This is a genomic window from Comamonas nitrativorans (assembly GCF_042654765.1).
In the GTDB taxonomy this organism is placed as follows: Bacteria; Pseudomonadota; Gammaproteobacteria; order Burkholderiales; family Burkholderiaceae_C; genus Comamonas; species Comamonas nitrativorans.
This window is the reverse complement of the sequence record NZ_JBHSEW010000008.1, coordinates 118,779-143,456: the sequence shown is the minus strand read 5'-3', so window position 1 is coordinate 143,456 and position 24,678 is coordinate 118,779. Positions and strand designations below refer to the sequence as shown.

Here is a 24,678-nt window from a genome sequence, read left to right as displayed (position 1 = left end):
AACTGCGCAGGAAATTTTTGATAAAGCAACCAATTAGTTATGAAGCAAGAAGGCGGTATATATCATTAAACAGCGCAATAGCCATCAACAGTACCAACACGCCGATCCCCAACCGTTGCAGTCCTTGCATCCATCTTTCACTGACTGGATGCCCGGTCACCGCCTCCCATAGATAATACATCAGGTGCCCACCGTCCAAGACGGGCAGCGGCAAGAGATTGAGCACCCCCAGGCTGACGCTGATGAGGGCCAGAAACACCAGATACTGCGTCAGCCCCAGGCTGGCCGATTTACCGGCGTAATCGGCGATGGTCAAAGGCCCGCTCAGGTTTTTCACCGAAGCCTCGCCCACCAGCATCTTGCCCATCATGCGCAGGCTCAGGGCCGCCACATCCCAGGTCTTGGCCGCACCGGCGGCAAGGCCGTCCCACAGGCCGTATTCCACCGTCACCATTTCCGGCGCGGTGCCGATCATGGCGCCGATGCGGCCATAGGGGCCTTGCGGGCCCTCCAGCACCTGCGGCGTCACCGTCAGTTGCAGCGGCTGCCCGGCACGCTCCAGCGCCCAGGCTTGCGGGCGCCCCTGCGCATTTTTCTGAATTACCTGCCGCAGCTGGGCACCGTCCTGCATGGACTGCCCATCCACGCGCAGCACGGTATCGCCGGCCAGCAGGCCCGCAGCGCTGGCCGGGCTGTCCGGCAGTACCTCGCCGATGACGGCGGGCATCCACGGCGCGACGATGCCGATGCGCTGCATCAGGGCCGCGTCCACCTCGTCGGTCTGCACGTTCGACAGGGGCAGCAGCACCTGCCGCACATGCAGGCCGCGCGTGTCCGTGACTTCCAGCCGCAGATCGCGCCCCTGCAATGCGCCCTGGGTCAGTTCCCAGCGCAGGTCTTCCCAGGAGCGCAGCGGCTGGCGCTCCCCGTCGGTCTGCACGGCCTGCACCCAGTCCTGCGCCTGCAACCCGGCCCGCTCGGCCATGCTGCCGGCCACGGGGCTGGAGACAACCGCCTTGGGTGCCTGCACGCCCAGCCAATTGACCACGCTGTAGAGGGCCACGGCCAGCAGCAGATTGGCCAGCGGCCCGGCCGCGACAATGGCGGCCCGCGAACGCAACGGCTGGTTGTTGAAGGCCAGATGGCGCTCCTCGGGGGCAACCGCACCCTCGCGCTCATCGAGCATCCGCACATAGCCGCCCAGGGGCAGCGCGGCGATGACAAATTCGGTATCCGCGCCCTTTTTGCGCCAGCGCAGCAGGGGCTTGCCCATGCCGATGGAAAAACGCAGCACCTTGACGCCGCAGGCCACCGCCACGCGGTAGTGGCCGTATTCGTGGATGGCGATCAGCAGGCCCAGCGCCAGGGCAAAAGCCAGAATGGTCAGCAGCATGGCGCCCCCTTAGCCCACGGCCCAGCGCCGGGCCAGGGCGGCGGCCACGGAACGCGCCTGGGCGTCCAGTTCCAGCAAGGCGGCGACGCTGCCGGGGCGCTCCTGGGGCACCAGTTGCGCCAGCGTGGCCTGATTGACGGCCTGGATGCGGTCAAAGCGCAGGCGCTCTTCCAGAAAGGCGGCCACGGCCACCTCGTTGGCGGCATTCAGGACGGTGGTCGTGCCTTCCGGCGCCTGCAAGGCTTGCCAGGACAGGTGCAGGCCGGGGAAGCGCACGGCATCGGCCTCTTCGAAGGTAAGTGCCGCCAGCCGGGTGAAGTCCAGCGGTTCGACCCCGCTGGCGATGCGCTCGGGCCAGGCCAGCCCGCAGGCGATGGGCACGCGCATGTCCGGCGTGCCCAGTTGCGCCAGGATGGAGCTGTCCTGCAACTGCACCATGGAATGCACGATCTGCTCGGGGTGGATGACGACGCGGATCTGCTGCGGCGCCATGTCGAACAGCCAGCGGGCTTCGATCACCTCCAGCGCCTTGTTCATCATGGTGGCCGAATCGACGGAAATCTTGCGCCCCATGCTGAAATTGGGATGCTTGCACGCCTGCGCAGGCGTCACCGTATGCAGCGTGGCCGGATCGCGCTGGCGAAACGGCCCGCCCGAGGCCGTGAGGATGATGCTATGCACGCGCTGCGCCCAGGCGCTGCGGTCTTCGGGCAGGCACTGGAAGATGGCGGAATGCTCGCTGTCGATCGGCAGCAGCGTGCAGCCGTGGTGGCGCACCGTTTCCATGAACAGGGCGCCGCCGACGACCAGGGCCTCTTTGTTCGCCAGCAGCAGACGCTTGCCCGCCCGCGCCGCAGCCAGACAGGGGGCCAGGCCCGCCGCACCGACGATGGCACCCATGACGGTGTCCACATCCTCGTGCGATGCTATGGTTTCGAGTGCATCTTCCGCTTGCAGCACCTCGGTTTCAAGGTTGTTTGCCTTCAATTTCCGCGCCAGCTCTGCGGCATGTGCTGCACTTGCCATCACGGCATAGCGCGGAGCAAAGGCTTGGCACTGCGCCAGCAAGGCATCGACCTGGGTGGCGGCGCTGAGGGCGAAAACTTCAAACTGCTCGGGGTGGCGGCGCACCACGTCCAGCGTGCTGGTGCCGATGGAGCCGGTCGAACCCAGCACCGTAAGCCGTTGCTTCATAGGAAAACTCTTTGAAAAATCTGGCAATTCAAGCGATTCAGGCGGCATAGCTGACCAGCATCATGGCCAGCGGCAAGGTCGGCAGCAAGGCGTCGATGCGATCCAGCACCCCGCCGTGGCCGGGCAGGAGCTGGCTGCTGTCCTTGACCCCGGCGCTGCGCTTGATGAGCGATTCGACCAGATCGCCCAGGACGCTCATCGCCGTCAGGAACAGCGCGGACAGCACCAGAAAGCCGGTGCCGGCCTGTGCCAGATGGCTGTAAAGACTGAGGGACGCAGGCTGATTGCCGGCATCGCACCGCACCCACACCAGGGCCATGACCAGCACGCCGACGGCACCGCCCAGGGCGCCCTCCCAGCTTTTGCCGGGGCTGATGCTGGGCGCCAGCTTGACCTTGACCAGCCGCTGCCCGAAGGCGCGGCCCGTGAAATAGGCGAACACATCCGCCACCCACACCAGCAGCAGCACCGAAAGCAGGAAGTTCACCCCCAACGCCCGCGCCTGCACCATGGCCAGCCCGGCGACAGTCAGGGCCAGCAGGCCCAGCGGCCAGCGCAGCGCCAGCGGCAGCCGCGCCCATACCGGCACGCCGCTGCGCACCAGAAAGCCCGCGCCCAGCACCCAGGCGCTGCCGGCCACCAGCCACAGCAGCGGGTACTGGCCCAGCAGCCAGCCCTGCGCCCAGCCCAGGGCGCCCAGCCCGGCCAACAGCAATGCACTGGCCCAGGTGGCCACGGTGCCGACGCCGTTCAGCTGCCCCCACTCCCACGCGCCTGCGGCCACCATCAAGACCACGATGGCGTTGAACCCGGCGGTGTTGGGATGCAGCAGTGCCGGCAGGAATACCGCCAGCAGCACCAGGGCCGTAATAACGCGCTGTTTAAGCATCCGGGATGTCCTTCTGAAAAAATGGGCAGGATGGTAAAAATATAGCTTCTTCCACTGAACCAGCAACGATTCCAGGCATTAAAAGCATTGAAAACGTTATTTGATCAGCGGTAGAAGCTATCAATTTCACTATTCACCCGTAACCTGTGCGGAAGTCTGGCCAAAACGGCGCTCCCGCTGGGCAAATTGGGCAATGGCGGCATCCAGGTCGGCCGCATCGAAGTCGGGCCAGAGCCGATCGCTGAACAGCAGCTCGGTATACGCCGCCTGCCACAGCAGGAAGTTGCTCAGGCGCAGTTCCCCGCCGGTGCGAATCAGCAAATCCGGGTCGGGCACATGGGCCAGAGCCAGGGCCGCGTTGATATTTTCTTCGGTCAGCGCCAAGCCCTGGGCGGCCACCTGGGCGGCGGCCTGGGCCATGTCCCAGCGCCCGCCGTAGTTGAAGCAGATGTTTAGGATCAACGTCCCGTTCTGCGCCGTGGCCGCTTCGGCCAGGGCAAAACCGGCCTGCACCTTGTCCGACAGGCTGGCCCGCTCGCCGACGAAATGCAGGCGCACGCCCTCGCGGGCCAGCTCGGGCACCTCGCGCGTCAGCGCCAGGGCCATCAGGTCCATCAGGCCGCTGACTTCTTCCTGCGGACGATTCCAGTTCTCGGAAGAAAAGGCGAACACCGTCAGCACCGGCACGCCGCGCTCGATGCACAGGCGCACGCAGCGGCGCAGCGCATCCACCCCTTTTTTATGTCCCGCCAGGCGGGGCAGAAACCGCCTGGTAGCCCAGCGGCCATTGCCGTCCATGACGATGGCAATGTGCTGCGGCACGATACCGGCCCTACTGGCCTGGGAACTGGGCATTTACACCGCCATGATGTCCTGCTCTTTGGCAGCGACCAGGGTGTCGATTTCGGCGATGAACTTGTCGGTCAGCTTCTGGATGTCGGCTTCGCTGCGCTTTTGATCATCTTCGGAAGCTTCTTTGTCCTTGACCAGCTTTTTCACGCCTTCATTGGCATCGCGGCGCAGGTTGCGCACGGCGACCTTGGAAGCTTCGCCTTCGGTGCGGGCCAGCTTGGTCATTTCCTTGCGGCGTTCCTCGCTCATGGGCGGCATGGGCACGCGGATCAGGTCGCCCAGCGAGGCCGGGTTCAGGCCCAGATCGCTTTCGCGGATGGCCTTTTCCACCTTGGCAGCCATGTTCTTCTCCCAGGGCTGCACGCCGATGGTGCGGGCATCGATCAGCGACAGGTTGGCCACCTGCGACAGCGGCACCATCGAGCCGTAGTAATCCACATGGATGGTGTCCAGCAGCTGCGGGCTGGCCCGCCCGGTGCGGATGCGGGAAAGGTTGTTTTTCAGCGCCTCGATGGATTGCCCCATCTTGGTTTCGGCATTTTTCTTGATTTCGGCAATGGTCATTTGGCTTACCTCTGAAAACAAACAGCCTTCCATTGCTTGCACAAGGGAAGGCCAGGAAACGTAAAAAAGCGATCAGGCAGTCACCAGCGTGCCTTCATCCTCGCCCATCACCACACGCATCAGTGCGCCCGGCTTGACGATGGAGAACACACGGATCGGCAGCTTCTGATCCCGGCACAGCGCAAAGGCCGTGGCGTCCATGATGCCCAGATTGCGCACGATCGCTTCGTCGAACGACAGTTGGGCGTAGCGCGTGGCAGTCGGATCCTTCATGGGGTCGGCAGTATAAACACCATCGACCTTGGTCGCCTTCAGCACCACTTCCGCACCGATTTCCGCGCCGCGCAGCGCCGCTGCCGTGTCGGTGGTGAAGAAGGGGTTGCCCGTACCGGCGGCAAAAATCACCACCTTGCCCTCTTCCAGGTACTGCAGGGCCTTGGGACGCACGTAGGGCTCGACCACCTGCTGGATGTCGATGGCCGACATCACGCGGGCCGTCACGCCCTGCTTGCCCATGGCATCGGCCAGGGCCAGGGCGTTCATCACCGTGGCCAGCATGCCCATGTAGTCGGCCGTGGCACGATCCATGCCGGCCGAACCGCCGGCAATGCCCCGGAAAATGTTGCCCCCGCCAATCACCACGGCCACCTGCACGCCCACGCGGGCCACCTCGGCCACCTCGGCGACCATGCGCTCGATCGTGGCCTGGTTGATGCCGAAGGCATCCTCACCCATCAACGCCTCGCCGGAGAGTTTGAGCAAGATGCGCTGGTGTACGGGTTGTGGTTGGCTCATGGTGATTTCCTGCAAAAAGATGAAACGGGGGCAAATTCAGTACGCTTCAGGCCCGATCAGGCGCCCTTGGCAGCAGCCACCTGGGCAGCCACTTCGGCGGCAAAGTCGTCGGCCTTCTTCTCGATGCCCTCGCCCACCACGTACAGCACGAAGCTCTTGATGGCGGTGTTCTTGGCCTTGAGCATGGCGCCCACGGTCTGCTTGCCGTCCTCGGCCTTCACGAACACCTGGTCGGCCAGCGACACTTCCTTGAGGTACTTCTGCACGGCGCCATCGACCATCTTGGCGACGATCTCGGCGGGCTTGCCGGATTCTTCGGCCTTGGCGGCAGCGACGGAACGCTCTTTCTCGATCAGCTCGGCAGGCACGTCAGCGCTGGTCAGGGCCACGGGTTTCATGGCAGCCACGTGCATGGCCACGTCCTTGGCGGCAGCAGCGTCGCCGTCGAACTCGACCATCACGCCGATGCGCGAACCGTGCAGGTAGGTCGCCAGGTTGCTGTCGGCAAAGCGCTTGAAGCGGCGGAAGGACATGTTCTCGCCAATCTTGCCGATCAGGCCCTTGCGCACTTCTTCCAGGGTGGGGCCGAAGCCGTCCTGCTCGTAGGCCAGGGCGCCCAGGGCTTCGACATCGGCGGGGTTGTGCTTGGCGACCAGTTCGGCAGCAGCCTTGGCCATGGCGATGAAGCTGTCGTTCTTGGAAACGAAGTCGGTTTCGCTGTTCACTTCAATCAGGGCGCCCACGTTGCCGTCCACAAAGGAAGCGACCACGCCTTCGGCCGTCACGCGGCTGGCGGCCTTACCGGCCTTGGTGCCCAGCTTGACGCGCAGCAGCTCTTCGGCCTTGGCCATATCGCCTTCGGCTTCGGTCAGCGCTTTTTTGCATTCCATCATGGGCGCGTCGGTCTTTGCGCGTAGTTCAGCCACCATGCTTGCGGTAATTGCAGCCATTTTGATTCTCCGTATTCAGTTCAATGCTTGAAAAATTGCAGTTACAAAAAGGGGGCTACCAGAGCCCCACTTTGTTCTGCGGTGCATGTCATGCACCTGAGGGCAGCCGAGAGGCTTACCTTGTGTGCTTAGGCAGCGCTGCCTTCTTGCACTTCGACGAACTCGTCGGTGCCTTCGCTGGACACGGCCTGCACCACCTCGTTCAGGCGAGCTTCGCGGCCTTCCAGGACGGCGTCGGCGATGCCACGGGCATACAGCGCCACGGCCTTGGCCGAGTCGTCGTTACCGGGGATCACGTAGTCGATGCCAGCGGGGTTGTGGTTGGTATCCACCACGCCGATCAGGGGGATGCCCAGCTTCTTGGCTTCGGAAATGGCGATCTTGTGGAAGCCGACGTCGATCACGAAGATGGCGTCCGGCAGGCCGTTCATGTCCTGGATGCCGCCGATGTCTTTTTCCAGCTTGGCCAGCTCGCGGGAGAACATGAGCTGTTCTTTTTTCGACAGGGATTCCAGACCGGCTTCCTGCTGGGCCTTCATGTCTTTCAGGCGCTTGATCGAGGTCTTGACGGTCTTGAAGTTGGTCAGCATGCCGCCCAGCCAGCGCTGGTCGACGTAAGGCACGCCGGCGCGTTGGGCTTGCTCGACCACCAGTTCGCGGGCCTGGCGCTTGGTGCCGACCATCAGGATGGTGCCGCCCTTGGCCGCCAGCTGCTTGGCAAATTTCTGCGCATCCTGGAACATGGGCAGCGTTTTTTCCAGGTTGATGATGTGGATCTTGTTACGCTGACCGAAAATGAAGGGAGCCATTTTCGGATCCCAGAAACGGGTTTGGTGACCAAAGTGGACACCGGCCTCCAGCATTTCGCGCATGGTGACGGACATAGAGTTACTCCAGAAGGTTAGGTCTAAAATCCAGCTCGATTTTGCCGCTGCCCTGCCAAAAAACAGGGAGCAACAACACCTTATGGGAGCTGGTTTGCTATTTCGCTTGATGTGCTTTGCACGTCCCGCATAGCTGCAAGTAGCAAAGCCTGCCGAGTTTAGCATAAACCATGATTTCAGATTTCACTGTCCTGCGCTCGGCGCTGCTGCAGGGCCGCACCACAGTCGCCGCAGCCCTGGCGGCCAACCAGGAACGCGCCCGCAGCCATGCCTGCCGACACGCTTATACCTACCTGGAAGACAGCCTTGCTGCGCCCCTGGCGCTGCACCGGCCTTTGAGCGGGGTCGCCGTTTCGGTCAAGGCCCTGTTCGACGTGCAGGGTTGGGTCACGCACGCCGGCTCCAAAGTCCTGCGCGAACAAGCGCCTGCCATCAGCGATGCTCTGGCCGTGGCCCGCCTGCGGGCTGCCGGGGCGGCCATCGTGGGGCAGACGCACATGGTGGAGTTTGCCTTTTCCGGCGTCGGCACCAATCCGCACGACCCCACGCCCGCCGCGCTGGACGGGCTGTGGGGACACGATCCGGGGGAGGTGTACGTGCCCGGCGGCTCGTCCTCGGGCGCGGCAGTATCGGTGGCCAGCGGCAGCGCCTGGGTGGGCCTGGGGTCGGATACGGGCGGGTCGATTCGCATTCCGGCGGCGCTCAACGGGCTGGTCGGCTTCAAATCCACCGCCAGCCGGGTGCCGTTGCAAGGCACGCTGCCCCTGTCCACCACGCTGGATACGGCCTGCGCCATCACGCGCAGCGTACGCGATACCATTACGGCGCACGAAATCCTGGCGGCGCGGCGCATCACGCGCAGCCCCGCCCCGCTGCCCGCCTGGCGGCTGGCCGTTCCGCGCGATGTCATGCTGGACGACCTGGCGCCCGCCGTGGCGCACGGCTTTGCCCGCAGCCTGCATCTGCTGCGCCAGGCCGGGGCCGACATCGTCGAAATCGACCTGCCCGAACTGCGGGAACTGCCCGCGCTGAACGCCCACGGCACCTTCTCGGCGGCAGAAAGCTTTGCCTGGCACCGGGACCTGCTGGCCCTGCACGCTGCCGATTACGACCCGCGCGTGCGCCAACGCATCGAGGCCGGGGGGCGCATGTCCGCCGCCGATTACCTGCACCTGCAACGCAACCGCCAGGACTGGATGGCGCGGATCGACCGCCGCATTGCCGGGTTCGATGCCCTGCTCAGTCCCACCACGCCGATCACCGCACCGCTGCTGTCCGCCGTGGCCCCGGCCACCGGCGACGACCCGGCCCTGGATGCCCGGCGCGATGCCGCCTTCTTTACCGCCAACGGCCTGCTGCTGCGCAACACCAGCGTGGTGAACATGCTGGATGGCTGCGCCCTGAACATTCCCTGCCACCTGCCCGGCGAACTGCCGATGGGGCTGATGCTCTGGCACGGCGCCGAGCGCGACGACACCCTGCTTGCCCTGGGGCTGCTGGCCGAAAACTGCCTGCTCGGCAACGCCGTGCGCCAGGGTGCGCAGCCCGCCTGCCCGCTGTCCTTGCCGGATTGATCCCATGCCCGCCCTGCTCCCCCGCGCCGCCCATCCTTTATTCAACCAGCGCAGCACCCGCGCCCTGGAACACGCCGCCCTGGCGCTGCATCCCCAGCCCAGCCTGATGCAACGCGCCGGTACGGCCTGCGCCCAGGTGGCCCAGGCCATGGCCCCGCACGCCCGGCGCATCTGGGTGCTGTGCGGCCCCGGCAACAACGGCGGCGACGGTCTGGTTGCCGCTGCCGCCCTGGCTGCCCGGGGGCGAGCCGTTACCGTCACCTGGCTGGGCACGCGCGAACATTGCAGCGCCGATACCCTGCTTGCGCTGCAACAGGCCCAGCACCAGAGCATTCACTGGAGCAACAGGCCCCCCGCGCTGGACGGGCACGACCTGATCATCGACGCCCTGCTCGGCCTGGGCCTGCGCCCCGGCGCGGCGGACGAGCGCATCGCCGCCCTGCTCCAGCACAGCTACGCCAGCGCGGCGCACTGCCTGGCGGTAGACCTGCCTTCGGGGCTGGATGCCGACACCGGCCACTGGCAGGCCGGGTACGCGCCGCAAGCGCCGATGCACAACCGCAGCCGCCACACGGTCAGCCTGCTGGCCCTGCCGCCCGGCCTGTTCACCGCCGACGGGCGCGATGCGGCGGGCCAGGTCTGGTTCGATGATTTGGGCGTGAGCGACCTGCCCGTCCCCACACCCGCCCCGACGGCCTGGCTGCACCATCCCGCCCCCACCGCACCGCGCCGCCACGCCAGCCACAAGGGCAGTTTTGGCGATGTGCTGGTCATCGGCGGCCAGGGGCTGCACGCGGGCGCGGCCATGCAGGGGGCGGCGATTCTGGCCGCCACGGCAGCGCTGCACCAGGGCGCAGGCCGGGTGTTTCTGCACCTGCTGGACAACGGCCAGCTCGCGCACCTGCCGCAAACGCCGGAAATCATGCTGCGCAGCCAGGTGGCGGCTCTGGCGCAACTGGGCAGCAGCACCGTGGTCTGCGGCTGTGGCGGCGGCAGCAGCGTGGCGGCGCTGCTGCCCAAGGTGCTGGAACACAGCGCCCGCCTGGTGCTGGATGCCGATGCGCTGAACGCCGTCGCCACCGATGCCGTGCTGCGCCAGCGCCTGAAGAACCGCCAGGCCAACGGCCTGCCCACCATCCTGACCCCGCACCCGCTGGAAGCCGCGCGGCTGCTGGCCACCAACACGCAGGAGGTGCAGGCCGACCGCCTGACTGCCGCACAAAGCCTGGCCGATACCCTCGGCTGCACGGTGCTGCTCAAGGGCAGCGGCAGCATCATGGCCAGCCCGAACCAGCCGCCACGCATCAACCCCACCGGCAACGCACGGCTGGCGACAGGCGGCACCGGCGATGTGCTGGCCGGAATGATCGCCGCGCTGTGGGCCAGCCAGGGCCAGGACAGCCACACTACCGCCAGCGATGCGGCCTACCTGCACGGGCAACTGGCGGATGCGTGGCCGGCACACCGCCCTTTGACGGCCAGCGCCTTGGCGCAAATGCAGTATTAAAAAAAGAGCTTCTTCCGCTGATAAATAAACGATTTCAGATAGATAAATACCTGAAATCTTTTAAACACCAGCGGAAACAGCTCTCTTTTTTTGGAAATGTAATCTCAGCAGCTGGCCGCAATCGGCGCCAGCGCCACCTGCACGTCGCCGCACTGGGCGCGGTGGCGCAGGGCGTGGTCGATCAGCACCAGGGCCAGCAGCGCCTCGGCAATCGGTGCGGCACGGATGCCGACGCAGGGGTCGTGCCGACCCTTGGTGACGACTTCGACCGGCTGGCCGTCGATGTCGATGGAAGGGCGCGGACTCAGGATGGAGCTGGTCGGCTTGATGGCGATGCTCACCTCGATGTCCTGCCCGCTGCTGATGCCGCCCAGCACGCCGCCCGCGTGGTTGCTGGCAAAGCCCTGCGGCGTCATGGCATCGCCATGCACCGTGCCGCGCTGGGCCACGCTGGCAAAGCCGGCGCCGATTTCCACGCCCTTGACCGCGTTCAGGCCCATCATGGCGTAGGCAATGTCGGCGTCCAGCTTGTCGTAGATCGGCTGGCCCAGGCCCACCGGCACGTTGCTGGCCTGCACGCGGATGCGGGCGCCGCAACTGTCGTGCGCCTTGCGCAGGGCGTCCATGTAGTCTTCCAGCGCCTGCACGTCGGCCACCGGGGCGAAGAAGGGGTTGTGGGCGACATGCGCCCAGCTTTCAAAAGCGATGGGCAGTTCGCCCAGTTGGGTCATGCAGGCCCGCAGCTCGGTGCCGAATTTTTCCTTCAGCCACTTTTTCGCCACGGCCCCGGCGGCCACCGTGGGGGCCGTCAGCCGCGCCGACGAGCGCCCGCCGCCGCGCGGGTCACGCACGCCGTATTTCTGCCAGTACACGTAGTCGGCATGGCCGGGGCGAAACTGCCGGGCGATGTCGCCATAGTCCTTGCTGCGCTGGTCGGTATTGCGGATCAGCAGCGCAATCGGCGTGCCGGTGGTCACGCCCTCGTACACGCCGGAGAGGATTTCCACCTGGTCGGCCTCCTGCCGCTGGGTGACGTGGCGGCTGGTGCCGGGGCGGCGGCGGTCCAGATCGTGCTGGATGTCGGCGGCCGACAGCGCCAGGCCGGGGGGGCAGCCATCGATCACGCAGCCGATGGCCGGGCCGTGGGATTCGCCGAAATTGGTAACAGTAAACAGGGTGCCTAGGGTATTGCCGCTCATAGTGGCGCCGATTATCACCGATGCCCCGGCGGCCCCGGCCCGCTTATTTGGGCGCCGCCGCCCCCGTATCCGGTGCGCTGGCGGGGGCGTGCAAGGGCAGTTCCAGCAGGAAGCAGGTGCCTGCCCCCCGATGGCTTTCCAGCGCAATCCGCCCGCCCAGCAGCCCCGTCACCAGGGTGTAGACGATGTGCAGCCCCAGGCCGGAACCGCCCTGGCCCAGCCGGGTGGTGAAAAACGGGTCGAACACCCGCTTGTGGTACCGGGTGGGGATGCCGCAGCCATCGTCGCTGACGCGCAGGCGCACCCAGCCCTCCTCCACCGGTTCGCCCTGCAGCCAGATATTGCCTTGCGCATTGCCGGCAAAAGCGTGTACCAGCGCATTGCCGATCAGGTTCATCAGCACCTGCCCCAGGGGGCCGGGATAACTGTCCATGGTCACGCCGGGCGCAATCGTGCAGTGCAGTTGGTGGCGGGTCTTGCGGATGGCCGGACGCATGGTCAGGGCGATTTCCTGCACCAGCGCCTGCAGGTCGAAACGGCGCCGCTGGGTGCTGGTCTGGTCCACGGCCAGTTGCTTGAAGCTGCCGAGCAGCTCGGCAGCGCGTTGCAGGTTGCGCTCGATAATCTCCCCGCCCTCCTGCACGTCGACCAGGTAATCGTTCAAAGCACCGCGCGTCAGCCCGCTGGCCACCTGCTGCTGCAAGCGCCGGTGGGCCTGCAGCAGGGTCGAGGCCAGGGTGACGGCATTGCCGATCGGCGTATTCAACTCGTGCGCCACCCCGGCCACCAAGGCCCCCAGCGATGCCAGCTTCTCGCTTTGCAGCAGCCCTTCCTGGGCCTGCTCCAGGCGTTGCAGTGCAGCCTGCAGCTCGGCAGTGCGCTCCTGTACGCGCTGCTCCAGCCGCGTGTTCAGGGCAAAGATTTCCTGCTCGTGCTGTTTGCGTTCGGTGATGTCCATCTCGATGCCGTCGAACACGATATGGCCGTTGTCCAGCCGCCGTGGCGAAGAACACACCATGAACCAGCGCAGGCTGCCATCGGGCAGGCGGCTGCGGGCCTCGACCTTGAAATGGCTGAAGTTGGCAATGCAGGCACGCTCCATCTCCTGCAGGTGTACGGCATCCTCGGGCAGCAGCTGGCGGTACAGCAGCGTCACATCCTGCTGCACCGCCTCGGCAGTCAGGCCGTGGGTACGCTGCACGCCCTGGCTGATGTAGGTCATGCACCGCTGTTCGCCCGCCAGCCCGCAATCGAGCTGGAACACCATGGCATCCGGGATGTTGTTGCTGATCAGTTCCAGTTGCTGCTGGCTCTCGCGCAGGTGGGCGCGGGCCTGCTTGAGGCTGGTGATGTTGATGTGCGTGCCCACCACGCGCCCCTGGGGCAGCCCATTGGCATCGGACAAACCGCTGCCGCGTGACCAGATCCAAACCCACGAGCCATTGGCGTGCAGCATCCGGAACTCGCTCTCGTACATGCCGATGGCCCCACCGGCCAGGTAATCGGCAAAGGCCTGGGTGGCACGCTCCAGATCGTCCGGATGCAGCCATGGCACCCAGACCTGGGCCAGGGTCAGGTGGCCGACGTAGTCCCCCGGGTTGCGCCCGAGCATGGTGAAATACTCCGGGCTGGCCCATAGCAGCCTCTGCGTCTGGCTCCACTCCCATACCCCGGTGTTGGAAACCCGGGCCAGGGCCAGAAAACGATCCCCTTCGCTGCGGGCCAGTTCCTCGGCCTGCTTGCGCTCCGTGATGTCCTGGCGCACGCCCACCAACTTGACGGGCCGGCCTGTGCCGTCGCGCTCGACGATGCAGCCGCTGTCACGCACCCAGACCCAATGCCCCTGCTTGTGGCGCAGCCGAACCTCGCTGTCGAACCGCGGCGTCTGCCCGGCAAAATACGCCATCATCCGCTGGCTGCTGTGGCTCAGGTCCTCCGGATGGCACAGCGCCACGCTGGTTCGCCCCGTGACCGGCTCCAGCTCCTGCAGGGTATAGCCGACGATTTGCGCCCAGCGGTCATTGACGATGACGGTATCGCTGGGAATGTGCCACTCCCAGGTGCCCGCTTGCAGGCTGTCCAGAATGCTGCGCAGGCGTTGCAGTTCTTCATCCATGGCGGCCTCAGGGCTGCTGGGCCAGCCAGACCAGGAAGTCATCCTGCGGCAGCGGACGGGAAAACAAATACCCCTGCCCCAGCTCGCATCCGGCAGACAGCAGGGCCTGGCGCTGGGCCTCGGTTTCGATGCCCTCGGCCAGGGTGGCCAGTTGCAGGTGCCGGGCCAGGCCGATGATGGTGTGGGCGATTTGAAAGTTGTCCGCCGCCGACGGCCCCCCGCTGACGAAGCTGCGGTCGATCTTGAGCTTGTCCACGGCCAGGCGCTGCAGAATGCTCAGCGACGAATAGCCCGTCCCGAAATCGTCCATCGCCACCCGGATGCCCGCCCTGCGCAACTGCGCCAGCTTGGCCTCCAGCTCACGCACATTGCCCACGGCGACCGATTCGGTCAGCTCGATTTCCACCTGCTGCCCCGATACGCCGACCGCCTCCATGGCCGCCAGGAAATGGGGCACGAAGTCCGGCTCGGCAAACTGCACCTGCGACACATTGATCGCCACACGGAAATCGTCGGCCACCTGCGTCGACAGCTGCTTGCGCCAATGCAGCGCCGTGGACACCACCCAGCGCCCCAGGGCCAGCATCAGGCCGGACTGCTCGGCCAGGGGGATGAACTGGTCCGGGGGAATGAATGTGCCCGGTGCCGTCTGCCAGCGCAGCAGGCACTCGGCCCCCACCACGCGCCCGGTGCGCAACTCGACGCAGGGCTGGTAATACAGACACAGCCGCTGCTCGGAAAAAGCCGCCCGCAAGCGGTTGAGCAGCTGCATCCGCTGGCCGGCGGCCTGGGACTGGGTCGGGTCGAAATACAGGCTGCCTCCCCGGGCCATGCCCTTGGCCTGCTTGAGCGCCACCCCCGCATCCTTGAGCGCAGCAACGCCACCCGCCCCCGGCGATTGCACCAGCCCGGCCGTGGCCGACAGGCGCAGCGGCTCGCCGTCATTGACGGCAAACGGCTGGGCAAACACCTGCGCCAGGCGTTGCGGCGTAATGGCCGAGGCCAGGCCGTACACCCCGAACAAGTCCCCGCCGACCCGGGCCACCACGGCTTCACGGGCAGGGGCAAACTCGGCCTTCAGCCGCCGGGCCACGGCTTGCAGCACGGCATCGCCAAAATGTGCATCCAGCACGCTGTTGATATCGGCAAACCCGTCCAGGTCCAGCAGGGCCAGCACCCCTTGCGGGTATTTCTGCGCATCCAGGGCCGCCACCATGGCATTGCGGTTGGGCAGGCCCACCAGGTCATCGACAAAGGCCAGCTCGTTGATGTCCAGGTACAGCTGCAGATTCTCGAACGCTACCGAGACATTGCTGGCAAACACTTCCAGCAGCCCTTGCTCCAGCGGCTGCAGCGGGCGGGGCAGATCGACCCACACCGCCAGGGCCATGGCGTGCGCACTCGGGATGAACAGCTGGATGCCGTCGTCAAAACAGTGGTCTTGCGCCTGCAAGGTCTGCTGCAATTGCCGTATGCCCCGCTGCAGGCCCAGGCTGTCCAGCGCCTGCCCGGCCCAGTCCTGCCAGGGGGCCGTGGCGACCAGCACGCAAGGCGCTGCGCCCTCCTGCTGCAAGGCGATGGCGATGCGGTTGGCGTCCGGCCTGCGACGCTCCCCGCCCGCCTCGGTCTGGCCTGCCAGCAGGGCATCCAGCCGCGCCAGCAGGTTTTGCGCAAACCCCTCCAGGGTGGTGGCCTTGCCCAGCGCCAGGGTGGCCTCCAGAATCCGCGCCAGCCGCCGGTGGCCGGATTCAAGCTGCTGGATCTGCGCATAGGCCCGGATGGCGATGGCCAGGCTGGTGAACAACCGCACCTGGGTCAGCTCCGACTTGGTGCGGTAATCGTTGATGTCGTACTGCTGAATCGTCTGCAGTTCGGGGGCATAACCGGGCTGGCCGGTACGCAGCACGATGCGCAAGGCGCTATTGGCCAGTTTGTCGCGCACATACCGCACCAGCCGCAGGCCGGCGTCCTCGGTTTCCATCACCACGTCGATCAGGGCCACGGCAAAGTCATTGGGCGCATCCAGCAGGATCTGCGCCTCCCGAACCGTATGCGCGTGGCTGAACGCCAGGGAACGCCCTTCGATCTCCAGTCCCTTGAGCGCCAGCCTGGTGGCGGCGTGGACGTCCGGCTCGTCATCGACCACCAGAATGTGCCAGGCAGCCCGCGGCGGGGCGGCAGCGCTGCCATCCGGCTCGTCTACGAATACAAAGTCTTCATGGGCTGCGCAATCGGTCATGGAACTGCTTTCGGTAAGGCACTTGGTAACCATTGATACCTATTTTTTCTACCATCTTAAAGGCGTGAAAACCGGTATTTAGTTTTTTTCAATGGCATACCCTCTGCAGCGGATACCCACGGCCATGCCGCTACGATGCAGCCGTCTGCCTTTCAGAACCTGTTCACAGAACGTTTTTACGATCTTTTCCGCTCACTGCCATGCAACTTCCCCTGATCACCGACGAACTGGACATCCTCACCGCCCTGCTGCCTCAGCCCGGCCCGGCCATCATCGAGCTGGGCTGCGGCAGCGCCCGCCTGGCCCAGGGGCTGCTGGCCCGGTTTCCCCATTGCCACTATCTGGGGCTGGAGGTGGACGCCATCCAGCACGCCCGCAATCTGGCGCTGGGCCACCCCCACATGCGCTTTGCTGCTGCCGGTGCCCAGGCCATCCCCGAGGGCGATGCCGGTTTTGACCTGGCGCTGATGCTCAAATCCCTGCACCACGTCCCGCTGACGGCCATGGACACCGCCTTGCACGAAGTGGCCCGGGTGCTGCGCCCGGGAGGCTGCCTTTATGTCTCCGAACCGGTCTACGTGGGCGCCCTGAACGACATCGTGCGCCTGTACAACGACGAAGGACTGGTGCGTGCCGCCGCACAGGACGCGCTGGAGCGGGCGCTGGCCACCGCCAACAGCCCCTGGCGCGAAGTGGCCCGCCGCCGCTTCGACACCCCCGTTCACTTTGCCGACTTTGCCGAGTACGAGCGCCGGATGCTCTACCCCAGCTTTGCCGACCACCGCATCACCCCCGAACTCACCGCCCGGGTGGCCGCCGCGTTTGCCCCCCACTGCGGCGCAGACGGTGCCCACTTCACCCGTCCCATGCTGGTACGGCTGCTACAGAAAATCAAGTAAGACAAAAATCCCGCAGGCTATCGTGCTGCCCGGCCTCCAGGGCCAGCAGCGCCTGCTTGCGCGGCAGGCCGCCGCCGTAGCCCGTCAGGGTGCCATTGCTGCCGATCACCCGGTGGCAGGGCACGATGATGCTGATCTTGTTCTGCCCATTCGCATTGGCCACCGCCCGCACCGCGCTGGGCTGGCCCAGCACCTGGGCCTCCTGCGCATAGCTCCAGGTCTGGCCGAACGGAATGCGCAGCAGGGCCTGCCAGACGCGCTGCTGGAAATCCGTCCCGACCAGATCCAGGGCCACATCAAACGCCTGGCGCTGTCCGGCAAAGTATTCGGCCAACTGCGCCCGGGCTTGCACCAGGATCGGGGTCTGCCCCGGCACCTCGGCAGCGCCCCGGGCCTTGCGCACCTGGGCGACTTCCCGCTCCAGCCTCTCCTGCCCGGCAAACTCCAGCAGGCACAGCCCCCGGTCGCTGGCAATCGCCAGCATTTCACCCAGCGGGGTGGGAATGGTCATGGAATGCAAGTGGGTCATGGCATCAATCCTCAATCCCGCGCTGGGCGGGCACACCGGCGTTGAACGCGTGTTTGATCTGTTTCATTTCGGTCACCGTATCGGCCAGCGCAACGATCTCCTGCGGGCAATCGCGCCCGGTCAGGCAGACATGCACGTCCCTGGGCCGCTGCTGCAAGGTCTCCAGCACCTCCTGCAGCGGCAGCCAGCCGAAGATCAGCGGGTAGGTCACCTCGTCCAGCACGACCAGAAACTGCTCGCCCGACAGGATATCCGCCCGCGCCTTGGCCCAGCCGTCGCGGGCCAGTTGCGCGGAATGCGCCAAATCCTTGCTGTCCCAGGAAAAGCCATCGCCCAGCCCCTCCACCGACAGGCCCACGCGCTCGGCCAGCCGATGCTCGCCAAAACGGGCGCTGGGCACCTTCATGAACTGGTACACCTTCACCGCCTTGCCCCGCCCCAGGGCACGAAACGCCAGGCCGAACGCCGCAGTGCTTTTGCCCTTGCCGTCGCCGGTATTCACGATGACCAGCCCCCGGCGCTCGCCCTCGGGTTTTTCATAGGGTTTTTCGGTGGGAGGTGCAATGGTTTCCATAGCTATTAGCGCTTGTCTTTCAAGGGGTTGATCGGGTTGTTACGGATATTGCTGGCCGCAGGCGCCGGGCGGCAGACCGCCATAAGAACGTGTTTACGATCTCGGCGCGAAGGGGTGCGGGAAGCGGATCGGGATGGGCTGCTAGACGCAAACCGCAGCCATGGCGAGGATTTGCAACGCCGCAGACCGCCCGAGGCCGCGACTGCACACCCGCGTGGAGATCGTGAACACGTTCTAAGGCACAGATTGTCGCCCTGATTGGCGATTGGCGCTGCATCCGGCTTCCCCTGCCACACCCGCGCAGGCCGCGCCACGACCAACAACGTGCCGATCGACGCGCCCAGTATGAAGGGCGACAGCGGTTCTGGTGGAGCTGGGGCTGAACGTACGCCCGCTGAAAAACAAGCGCTGACGCTGGGCGTGGGCGTGCAAGGCTACTTTGGGCAGAAGGAAGGGGTGACGGGGACTTTGCAGGCGGGGTACAAGTTTTAAGAACCTGTCCAAGCTACCAATAAAGGAGCTTCTACCGCTGGTATTTAAATGGTTTCAGATACAAAAATATCTGAATCCTTTGAATAACAATCGGTAGAAGCTTCTTTTTTTGATTTTTATCTCAACAACGCCATCCACCCCCCCTCCATCCACCGCACACGAATCCGGTGATCGAACACCGCCTCCAGCGCAGCACGGGTGGCCGCATCGGCAGTGGCCCCCTGGTGCAGCACACGCCCGGCCTGCATGACGATGAGGCGGTCGGCCTGCAAGGCAATGCCCAGCTCGTGCAGCACGCTGACCGCAGTGGCGCCCTGGGCGGTGCGCTGGCGTACGGTGGCCATCCAGTCGCTTTGGTGCGGCGGGTCGAGATTGGCCAGGGGTTCGTCCATCAGCAGCACCGGGGCCTGCGTGGCCAGGGCACGGGCCAGCAGCACGCGCTGGCGTTCGCCGCCGGACAGTTGCGCCAGGGGCCGTTCGCGCCACGCCCAGGCGTGGGTGGCGTGCAGCGCCTGGGCGACGGCGGCATGGTCGGCCGTGCTGGGCGTGGCCAGCCAGCCCTGGTGCGGCAGGCGGCCCAGCATGGCCACGTCATAGCTGCTCAAATCGGTGGGAACGGCTTCCCCCTGCCCCAGCCAGGCCAGTTGTCGTGCCTTGGCCCGGCGGCCCCATTGCACCAGGGGCTGGCCCAGCAGTTCAACATGGCCCCGGGCCAGCGGCTGCAACCCCGCTAGGGCACGCAGCAAGGTCGATTTGCCCGCGCCGTTGGGGCCGACGATGGCCGTCCAGGCAGCTTGCGGAATGGCCACATCCACCCCTTCCAGAATCCAGCGCTGGTGCATCCGGACGCCCACCGACGCGGCGCGAAGCGCGTGTACGGCAGCCTTGCTCATGACGACCAATCCCGCGCACGGCGCCGGTACATGAGCAGCAGCAGGTAGCTGCCCCCCAGCAAGGCCGTCAGCACGCCCACCGGCAGCTCCTGCGGCGCCAGCAGCGCCCGGGCCAGGATGTCCGCCGCCAGCAGCAGCACCGCCCCCATCATGCTGGCCAGCAATACGCTGCTGCGGTGGGGCGCCTGCACCAGGCTGCGCACCACATGCGGCGCAGCCAGGCCGACAAAGGCAATCAGCCCGGTCTGCGCCACCGCCGTACCGGTGGCCAGGGCCAAAACGCCAATCAGGCCCAGCCGCATGGGGACCAGCGGCAGCCCCAGGCTGGCGGCAGTGGCCTCGCCCAGGGCCAGGCCGTCCAGAGCACGGGCCAGCACCCAGGCCGCCCCGGCACACACCAGCCAGACGCCCAGCATCAAGGCGCAGGCCGCCCAGCCGACAAAGGCCGTGCTGCCCAGGCCAAAGGCTTTCATGGGTTGCAGGATGTCGGGATAGCGCAGTTCCAGGACATCACGCACCGCCCCCAGCACAACGCCAACGACCACCCCGGCCAGCAGCAGACGCAACCCCTGCTGCGCCCCCTGGGCCAGCAACAGCGCCAGGAAAACGGCGGCAGCGGCGCCCAGGAAAGCCATCCCCGTCATCCCCAGACGGGCCAGCCACAGCACCCCGGCAGGGGCTGCGCCTGCCAACACCAAGGCCACAGCGCTGCCCAGGGCCGCCCCCGAGGCGCTGCCCAGCAAATACGGATCGGCCAAAGGATTGCGAAACAGCCCTTGCGAAACAGCCCCGGCCAGCCCCAGCAAGGCCCCCGCCAGCCAGGCGCCCAGGCTGCGAGGCAGGCGGATTTCCCAGACGATTTGCCGGGCAATGGCATCGCCCTGCCAGTGCCACAGGCTCTCCAGCCCGGTGCTGCCGACCGCCGCCCCGACGATCAGCAAGCCCACGCTGGCCAGCACCAGGGCGATGCCCAGCCCCCGCACGTGCTTAATCGCTGGCCGGGGCATGGCGGGGGGCTTTCTCCAGCAGGCATTGGGCGAGCAGCTGGGCGGCTTCATCCATCCGGGGGCCGGGGCGCAGCAGGATATTGACCTGCTCCGGCGCAAAGCGGCAAATGCGCTGCGCCTGCACGGCCTCCAGGCCTTCCCACCCCGGCGGCCGGGGCGTATCGGCATCTCCCTGAATCATCACCTGGGGGGCCGAGCGCAGCACGAATTCGGGACTGACCAGGGGGAAGGCCCCCATGTCCGGCGAGACGATATTGACCGCCCCCATGCGGGTCAGGATTTCACCGATGTAGGAGCTGGTGCCGGCGGCATACGGCCCACGACTGACCTCCACATACACGCGCACGCCCCGGATATCCGCAGGCAGGGCACGGGCCGTGGCATCGATGGACGCCTGCACGCGCTGCCACAGTCGCTCGCCCGCCCGGGGTTTGCCCAGGAGCAGCGCCAGGGAATGCACCATGCGCTCGACCCCGGCCTGGTTTTCTGCATCCAAGGCAAGCGTGCGCACCCCCAGGGCCTCCAGGCGCTGACGAATCGGCGCCGCGCGGGTCAGCAAGACCACATCGGGCTGGAGCGCCACGATCGCCTCCAGGCTGGGGTCCAGCCCGCCACCGACCACCGGCAGGGCAGCGATCACCTCGGCAGGCCAGCTCGAATAACGGTCTACCCCGACCAGGCGCTGGCACTCGCCCAAGGCGCAGACCACCTCGGTCAACGCCGGTTGCAGGCTGACGATACGCTGAGGCACTGCACCCTGCACGACCGGCCGCCCCAAGCCATCCACGCCAGCGCCATGCACCGCTGCCTGCACTGGCTGCGCAAAAGCAACAACGGTTTCACAAAAAAACACAATTGATAGCAACCACCGCAATATCTGATTGTTTTTTCTATTCATTTAATCAATATTTCCTAATAAAATCAGCGGTGCAAGCTATTCTTTTAGATAAAAATCACCATGGGAGATTGTAGAAGCACCGTCCTGGCAGCGACGGCCCGCGTGTGCTGCGGCGCACAAAAAATCTTCACAGCACCTACAATATGCCCCCTGCATGACCACACCTCTTTCCCTCGACGATCTGGCACCGCGCGTGGAAGCGCTGCTTGCCCAGCATGAGCAGCTTCAACAAGCGCACCGCCATCTGCAACAGCAGCTTGCGGCCATCACGCAGGAGCGCGATTCCCTGCGCCTGCGCCTGCAAGCCGCCCGTGCCCGGATTGATGCCCTGATCGTCCAACTGCCCGCCAATCAGCCCCCGCACCAGGAGCAGGCATGAGCCAGGTATCCGTAAAAATCCTGCAGCAGGACTACGTTCTGAGCTGCCCGGACGGGCAGGAAGAAGCGCTGCGCGAGGCCGTCGCCAAGGCCAATCTGGCCATGCTGCCGCTGTGTGAATCGGCCAAGGTACGCACCCGCGAGCAGGCCGCCGTGCTGGCCGCAGTGAATTTCGCCTTCCAGAACCAGGCACTGCAAAAGCACATCCAGCAACTGCCGCTGCAAGCCCAGGCCATGCCATTCGTGCCCCCTGCTGCCGACAACGCCCGCCTGCGGGCACTGATCGAGCGCCTGGATCAGGCCCTGGCTGCCCCAGCAGCCCAAACCAACGCATAACCAACCGCTTGGTTTTTTTACACGCCTTCGCCCGCACAGCGAAGGCAGGCTTGGTAAAATGGGGGCGTCTGCAATTCTGTCAGGCTTTATATTGCCTTGAACCAATGCTCATTGAGCACGGGCTTGGTACATTGCCTGGGGAGCGTGATCGTCTCGCGTCAGATGAACCCAACGCCGGGCTGCCCTCGCCCACCTGAACCCCCGGTTCAGGTTGACGGCCTGGCAGTTTTGCAGACACCTTGCCTGCCCGTCAGGCTAGGTCGCACACCACAATTCCGGGCCATGCACCGCATCCAGCCACAACGCCCACAAAGCCACCCCCACCAGCATCGCACCGGCCGCCCGCGTGCCCCAGTCACTGCGCCAGCGGGCCACTGATCCCTGCAGAAAGCGCCAGGCCACCGGCGCCAGCCACAGCCACAGCCCCGAGCCGACGCCAAAAGCCAACATGCTCAACGCCCCGAACCCGGGATTGGCCGCCAGGGCTGCCGTCAAAACCGCGGAATACAACAGGCCGCAAGGCAGCAAGGCCCAGGCCATCCCCGCCAGCACCGTGCCGCTGGGTCGGCGCACCAGGGGTTGCACCCACCCCCACACAGTACGGCCAGCCGTTTCCAGCCAACGCGGCTGCTGACCCTGCAGCACCATCAGCCCCCCCCAGAACAGGATGGCCAAGTGCATCCCCGTCCAGACCGGGCGCAGCCAGGCGGTATTCGTGGCCAGCCACGCCATTTCCCCCATGGCCCAGGCCGCCAAAGCCCCCAGGCCGCTGTAGCCCAGCAAGCGCCCACCATGAAAGCCGAGCCAGCGGCTGCGCGATGGCGCTCCGCCGCCGGAGGCAACCACCGCACAAGGCGCAGCGCACATGGCAAGACAATGGGGCCCACCCACGAGCCCCATGATCAAAGTAGTCCACAGCAAAGAGGTCAGCATAGGGATCAGATGATCCGCGAAAAGCGCTCCCGGCTGCGGTCGGCCTGCAGATAACGGTCAAACACCAAGGCCACTCCGCGCACGAAGAACCAGCCCTTGGGCGTGACGCGGATGCAATCCTCAAGCACTTCGACCAAGCCTTCCTCCTGCTGGGCTTGCAGCAGTTCGAACTCCGCAGCGAAATACTGTTTGCAGTCAATCAGCCAGGCATTGTTGATCGACTCGAACAGCAGTTCCCCCTGGCACATGATGGACATGATGACTGCGCGGCGGATCAGATCATCCTTGCTCAAGGCCAGCCCGCGCACGATGGGCAGCAGCCCCTGGTCGATCAGGTCGTAATACTCGTCCAGGGTTTTCGCGTTCTGGCTGTACGTGGCACCGATACGGCCAATCGCCGAAACCCCCAGGGCGATCAGGTCACAGTCCGGCTGGGTGCTGTACCCCTGGAAGTTGCGGTGCAGGCGCCCCTGGCGCTTGGCAACCGCCAGGGCATCGTCGGGCAAGGCAAAGTGATCCATGCCGACGTAGACGTAGCCTGCGTCAATAAAGCTATCGATGGCGGCAGAGAGCATTTCCAGCTTGTCGCCTGCCGTAGGCAAGTCCGGCCGCAGAATGCGCCGCTGCGACTTGAAGCGCTCGGGTAAGTGGGCATAGCCATACAGCGCGATGCGATCGGGCAGCAGTTCCCCGACCTGCTGCAAGGTGCGGGTAAAGGATTGCGGGGACTGCTTGGGCAACCCGTAGATCAAATCGACGTTGAGTGACTTGAAACCCATTTTGCGGGCCGCATCGACCAGGGCAAAGACCTGCTCGGCAGGCTGGATGCGATGCACGGCCTGCTGCACATCGGGATTGAAGTCCTGCACGCCAAAACTCAAACGGTTCAACCCCAGGTCCCACAGCACCTGAAGGCGTTCGGGCGTGACCGTGCGCGGATCGACTTCGACCGAATACTCCCCGTCGGCAGCAAACTCGAAGCGCTGGCGCAGCATGTCCATCAGCCCGGCCAGTTCCTCGTCGGACAAAAAGGTGGGCGTACCGCCGCCCAGGTGCAACTGGCTGACAACCTGCCCACGGCCCAGGTGCTGGACGTGCAGATCCACCTCGCGCTCCAGGTACGCCAGGTACTTGGCCGCCCGGTCATGGTGCTTGGTGATGATCTTGTTGCACGCGCAGTAGTAGCACAGCGATTCGCAGAACGGAATGTGGATGTACAGCGACAGCGGCTGCACGGCCGTGGCCGACTGCACTTTGCGCTGCTTGAGCGCCACGATGTAATCTTTCTCCCGGAAGGCTTCGACAAAACGGTCAGCCGTAGGGTAGGAGGTATAGCGTGGCCCAGGTACATCGTAACGACGCAACAGATCGGGCGTGACAATACTCATGGGCAATCTTCTCCTTAGTAAGCCCGCTATTCTGGAGTAAATCACTAAAGCGCTTCCTTGACGTGTGTCAATTATTTCTTTAAAAGAAAACGGGCGATAATTTGACTCAGGTCAGCGTATTGCGGGCTTGCCCCAATGTTCTGCGCCCTCCTTTGTTTGCGCCACACTTACCCCCTGGGCAATTGCGACCTTTGT

General features: G+C 65.4%; 24 protein-coding genes. 6 read left to right on the top strand and 18 right to left on the bottom strand.

Going from position 1 to position 24,678, the window contains the following annotated elements:
* Positions 1-37: 37 nt before the first annotated feature.
* From rseP to rpsB, 8 genes are all read right to left on the bottom strand, one after another.
* Positions 38-1,393, bottom strand: coding sequence for an RIP metalloprotease RseP (rseP, locus tag ACFO3A_RS10470; RefSeq protein WP_377726161.1), 1,356 nt, complete (start codon positions 1,391-1,393; stop codon positions 38-40).
* Positions 1,394-1,402: 9 nt separating this feature from the next.
* Positions 1,403-2,587 carry a 1-deoxy-D-xylulose-5-phosphate reductoisomerase gene (ispC, locus tag ACFO3A_RS10465; RefSeq protein WP_377726159.1) on the bottom strand — a complete coding sequence of 395 codons (1,185 nt, stop codon included), beginning with the start codon at positions 2,585-2,587 and terminating at the stop codon, positions 1,403-1,405.
* A gap of 37 nt (positions 2,588-2,624) precedes the next feature.
* On the bottom strand, positions 2,625-3,476 hold the full coding sequence (locus ACFO3A_RS10460; protein WP_377726157.1) for a phosphatidate cytidylyltransferase: 852 nt from the start codon (positions 3,474-3,476) through the stop codon (positions 2,625-2,627).
* 129 nt (positions 3,477-3,605) lie between these two features.
* The gene (gene uppS / locus ACFO3A_RS10455; RefSeq protein ID WP_377726155.1) at positions 3,606-4,331 is read right to left on the bottom strand and encodes a polyprenyl diphosphate synthase; all 726 of its coding nucleotides are present in this window, start codon (positions 4,329-4,331) and stop codon (positions 3,606-3,608) included.
* Positions 4,332-4,892 carry a ribosome recycling factor gene (gene frr, locus ACFO3A_RS10450; RefSeq protein ID WP_377726153.1) on the bottom strand — a complete coding sequence of 187 codons (561 nt, stop codon included), beginning with the start codon at positions 4,890-4,892 and terminating at the stop codon, positions 4,332-4,334.
* A gap of 72 nt (positions 4,893-4,964) precedes the next feature.
* Positions 4,965-5,687: a UMP kinase gene (gene pyrH, locus ACFO3A_RS10445; protein ID WP_377726151.1), complete on the bottom strand. Its 723-nt coding sequence runs from the start codon at positions 5,685-5,687 to the stop codon at positions 4,965-4,967.
* Positions 5,688-5,743: 56 nt separating this feature from the next.
* On the bottom strand, positions 5,744-6,637 hold the full coding sequence (tsf, locus tag ACFO3A_RS10440) for a translation elongation factor Ts (RefSeq protein ID WP_377726150.1): 894 nt from the start codon (positions 6,635-6,637) through the stop codon (positions 5,744-5,746).
* Between the two features lie 128 nt (positions 6,638-6,765).
* Entirely contained in the window at positions 6,766-7,521 is a 756-nt protein-coding gene (gene rpsB, locus ACFO3A_RS10435; RefSeq protein ID WP_377726148.1) for a 30S ribosomal protein S2, read from the bottom strand.
* 170 nt (positions 7,522-7,691) lie between these two features.
* On the opposite strand from rpsB, the gene ACFO3A_RS10430 reads away from it, so the two are divergent.
* Together ACFO3A_RS10430 and ACFO3A_RS10425 are read left to right on the top strand one after the other, a co-directional pair.
* The gene (locus ACFO3A_RS10430) at positions 7,692-9,095 is read left to right on the top strand and encodes an amidase (RefSeq protein ID WP_377726146.1); all 1,404 of its coding nucleotides are present in this window, start codon (positions 7,692-7,694) and stop codon (positions 9,093-9,095) included.
* 4 nt (positions 9,096-9,099) lie between these two features.
* Positions 9,100-10,602: an NAD(P)H-hydrate dehydratase gene (locus ACFO3A_RS10425; protein WP_377726145.1), complete on the top strand. Its 1,503-nt coding sequence runs from the start codon at positions 9,100-9,102 to the stop codon at positions 10,600-10,602.
* 104 nt (positions 10,603-10,706) lie between these two features.
* Here ACFO3A_RS10425 and aroC read toward each other — a convergent pair whose 3' ends face one another.
* Genes aroC through ACFO3A_RS10410 form a run of 3 tightly spaced genes read right to left on the bottom strand, consistent with a single transcriptional unit; the run spans position 10,707 to position 16,156 of the window.
* The gene (aroC, locus tag ACFO3A_RS10420; protein WP_377726143.1) at positions 10,707-11,801 is read right to left on the bottom strand and encodes a chorismate synthase; all 1,095 of its coding nucleotides are present in this window, start codon (positions 11,799-11,801) and stop codon (positions 10,707-10,709) included.
* 43 nt (positions 11,802-11,844) lie between these two features.
* Positions 11,845-13,959 carry a PAS domain-containing sensor histidine kinase gene (locus ACFO3A_RS10415; protein ID WP_377726141.1) on the bottom strand — a complete coding sequence of 705 codons (2,115 nt, stop codon included), beginning with the start codon at positions 13,957-13,959 and terminating at the stop codon, positions 11,845-11,847.
* Positions 13,925-16,156 (bottom strand): two-component system response regulator, encoded by a 2,232-nt coding sequence (locus ACFO3A_RS10410; RefSeq protein WP_377726139.1) that lies wholly within the window; start codon positions 16,154-16,156, stop codon positions 13,925-13,927. Before ACFO3A_RS10410 ends, ACFO3A_RS10415 begins: the two co-directional genes overlap by 35 nt.
* Before the next feature lie 200 nt (positions 16,157-16,356).
* Between ACFO3A_RS10410 and ACFO3A_RS10405 the strand changes: the two genes are divergently transcribed.
* Positions 16,357-17,055 carry a class I SAM-dependent methyltransferase gene (locus tag ACFO3A_RS10405; RefSeq protein ID WP_377726138.1) on the top strand — a complete coding sequence of 233 codons (699 nt, stop codon included), beginning with the start codon at positions 16,357-16,359 and terminating at the stop codon, positions 17,053-17,055.
* Here the strand turns inward: ACFO3A_RS10405 and ACFO3A_RS10400 are convergent.
* Together ACFO3A_RS10400 and cobO are read right to left on the bottom strand one after the other, a co-directional pair.
* Entirely contained in the window at positions 17,048-17,584 is a 537-nt protein-coding gene (locus ACFO3A_RS10400; RefSeq protein ID WP_377726136.1) for a methylated-DNA--[protein]-cysteine S-methyltransferase, read from the bottom strand. The genes ACFO3A_RS10405 and ACFO3A_RS10400 overlap by 8 nt on opposite strands.
* A gap of 4 nt (positions 17,585-17,588) precedes the next feature.
* Positions 17,589-18,158: a cob(I)yrinic acid a,c-diamide adenosyltransferase gene (cobO, locus tag ACFO3A_RS10395; protein ID WP_377726134.1), complete on the bottom strand. Its 570-nt coding sequence runs from the start codon at positions 18,156-18,158 to the stop codon at positions 17,589-17,591.
* Between the two features lie 258 nt (positions 18,159-18,416).
* Between cobO and ACFO3A_RS10390 the strand changes: the two genes are divergently transcribed.
* On the top strand, positions 18,417-18,650 hold the full coding sequence (locus ACFO3A_RS10390) for a hypothetical protein (RefSeq protein WP_377726133.1): 234 nt from the start codon (positions 18,417-18,419) through the stop codon (positions 18,648-18,650).
* Positions 18,651-18,766: 116 nt separating this feature from the next.
* On the opposite strand, the gene ACFO3A_RS10385 is transcribed toward ACFO3A_RS10390, so the two are convergent.
* The 3 genes from ACFO3A_RS10385 to ACFO3A_RS10375 are packed head-to-tail and all read right to left on the bottom strand — an operon-like array spanning position 18,767 to position 21,301.
* Positions 18,767-19,543: an ABC transporter ATP-binding protein gene (locus ACFO3A_RS10385; protein ID WP_377726131.1), complete on the bottom strand. Its 777-nt coding sequence runs from the start codon at positions 19,541-19,543 to the stop codon at positions 18,767-18,769.
* A complete protein-coding gene (locus ACFO3A_RS10380) occupies positions 19,540-20,550 on the bottom strand; it encodes a FecCD family ABC transporter permease (RefSeq protein WP_377726130.1) in 1,011 nt (336 codons plus the stop codon). The genes ACFO3A_RS10385 and ACFO3A_RS10380 overlap by 4 nt, the downstream gene beginning before the upstream one ends.
* Positions 20,531-21,301, bottom strand: a complete 771-nt coding sequence (locus tag ACFO3A_RS10375) for an ABC transporter substrate-binding protein (protein WP_377726128.1) — start codon at positions 21,299-21,301, stop codon at positions 20,531-20,533. Before ACFO3A_RS10375 ends, ACFO3A_RS10380 begins: the two co-directional genes overlap by 20 nt.
* 301 nt (positions 21,302-21,602) lie before the next feature.
* Here ACFO3A_RS10375 and ACFO3A_RS10370 point away from each other — a divergent pair, with 301 nt between their 5' ends.
* Complete coding sequence (locus ACFO3A_RS10370) at positions 21,603-21,827, top strand: DUF904 domain-containing protein (protein WP_377726127.1); 225 nt, start codon at positions 21,603-21,605, stop codon at positions 21,825-21,827.
* Positions 21,824-22,162: a cell division protein ZapA gene (locus tag ACFO3A_RS10365; RefSeq protein WP_377726125.1), complete on the top strand. Its 339-nt coding sequence runs from the start codon at positions 21,824-21,826 to the stop codon at positions 22,160-22,162. The genes ACFO3A_RS10370 and ACFO3A_RS10365 overlap by 4 nt, the downstream gene beginning before the upstream one ends.
* A 255-nt stretch (positions 22,163-22,417) precedes the next feature.
* Here the strand turns inward: ACFO3A_RS10365 and ACFO3A_RS10360 are convergent, their stop codons facing one another.
* Complete coding sequence (locus ACFO3A_RS10360) at positions 22,418-23,095, bottom strand: sulfite exporter TauE/SafE family protein (protein ID WP_377726123.1); 678 nt, start codon at positions 23,093-23,095, stop codon at positions 22,418-22,420.
* A 5-nt stretch (positions 23,096-23,100) separates the two neighbouring features.
* Complete coding sequence (hemN, locus tag ACFO3A_RS10355) at positions 23,101-24,483, bottom strand: oxygen-independent coproporphyrinogen III oxidase (RefSeq protein WP_377726122.1); 1,383 nt, start codon at positions 24,481-24,483, stop codon at positions 23,101-23,103.
* Positions 24,484-24,678 lie beyond the last annotated feature (195 nt).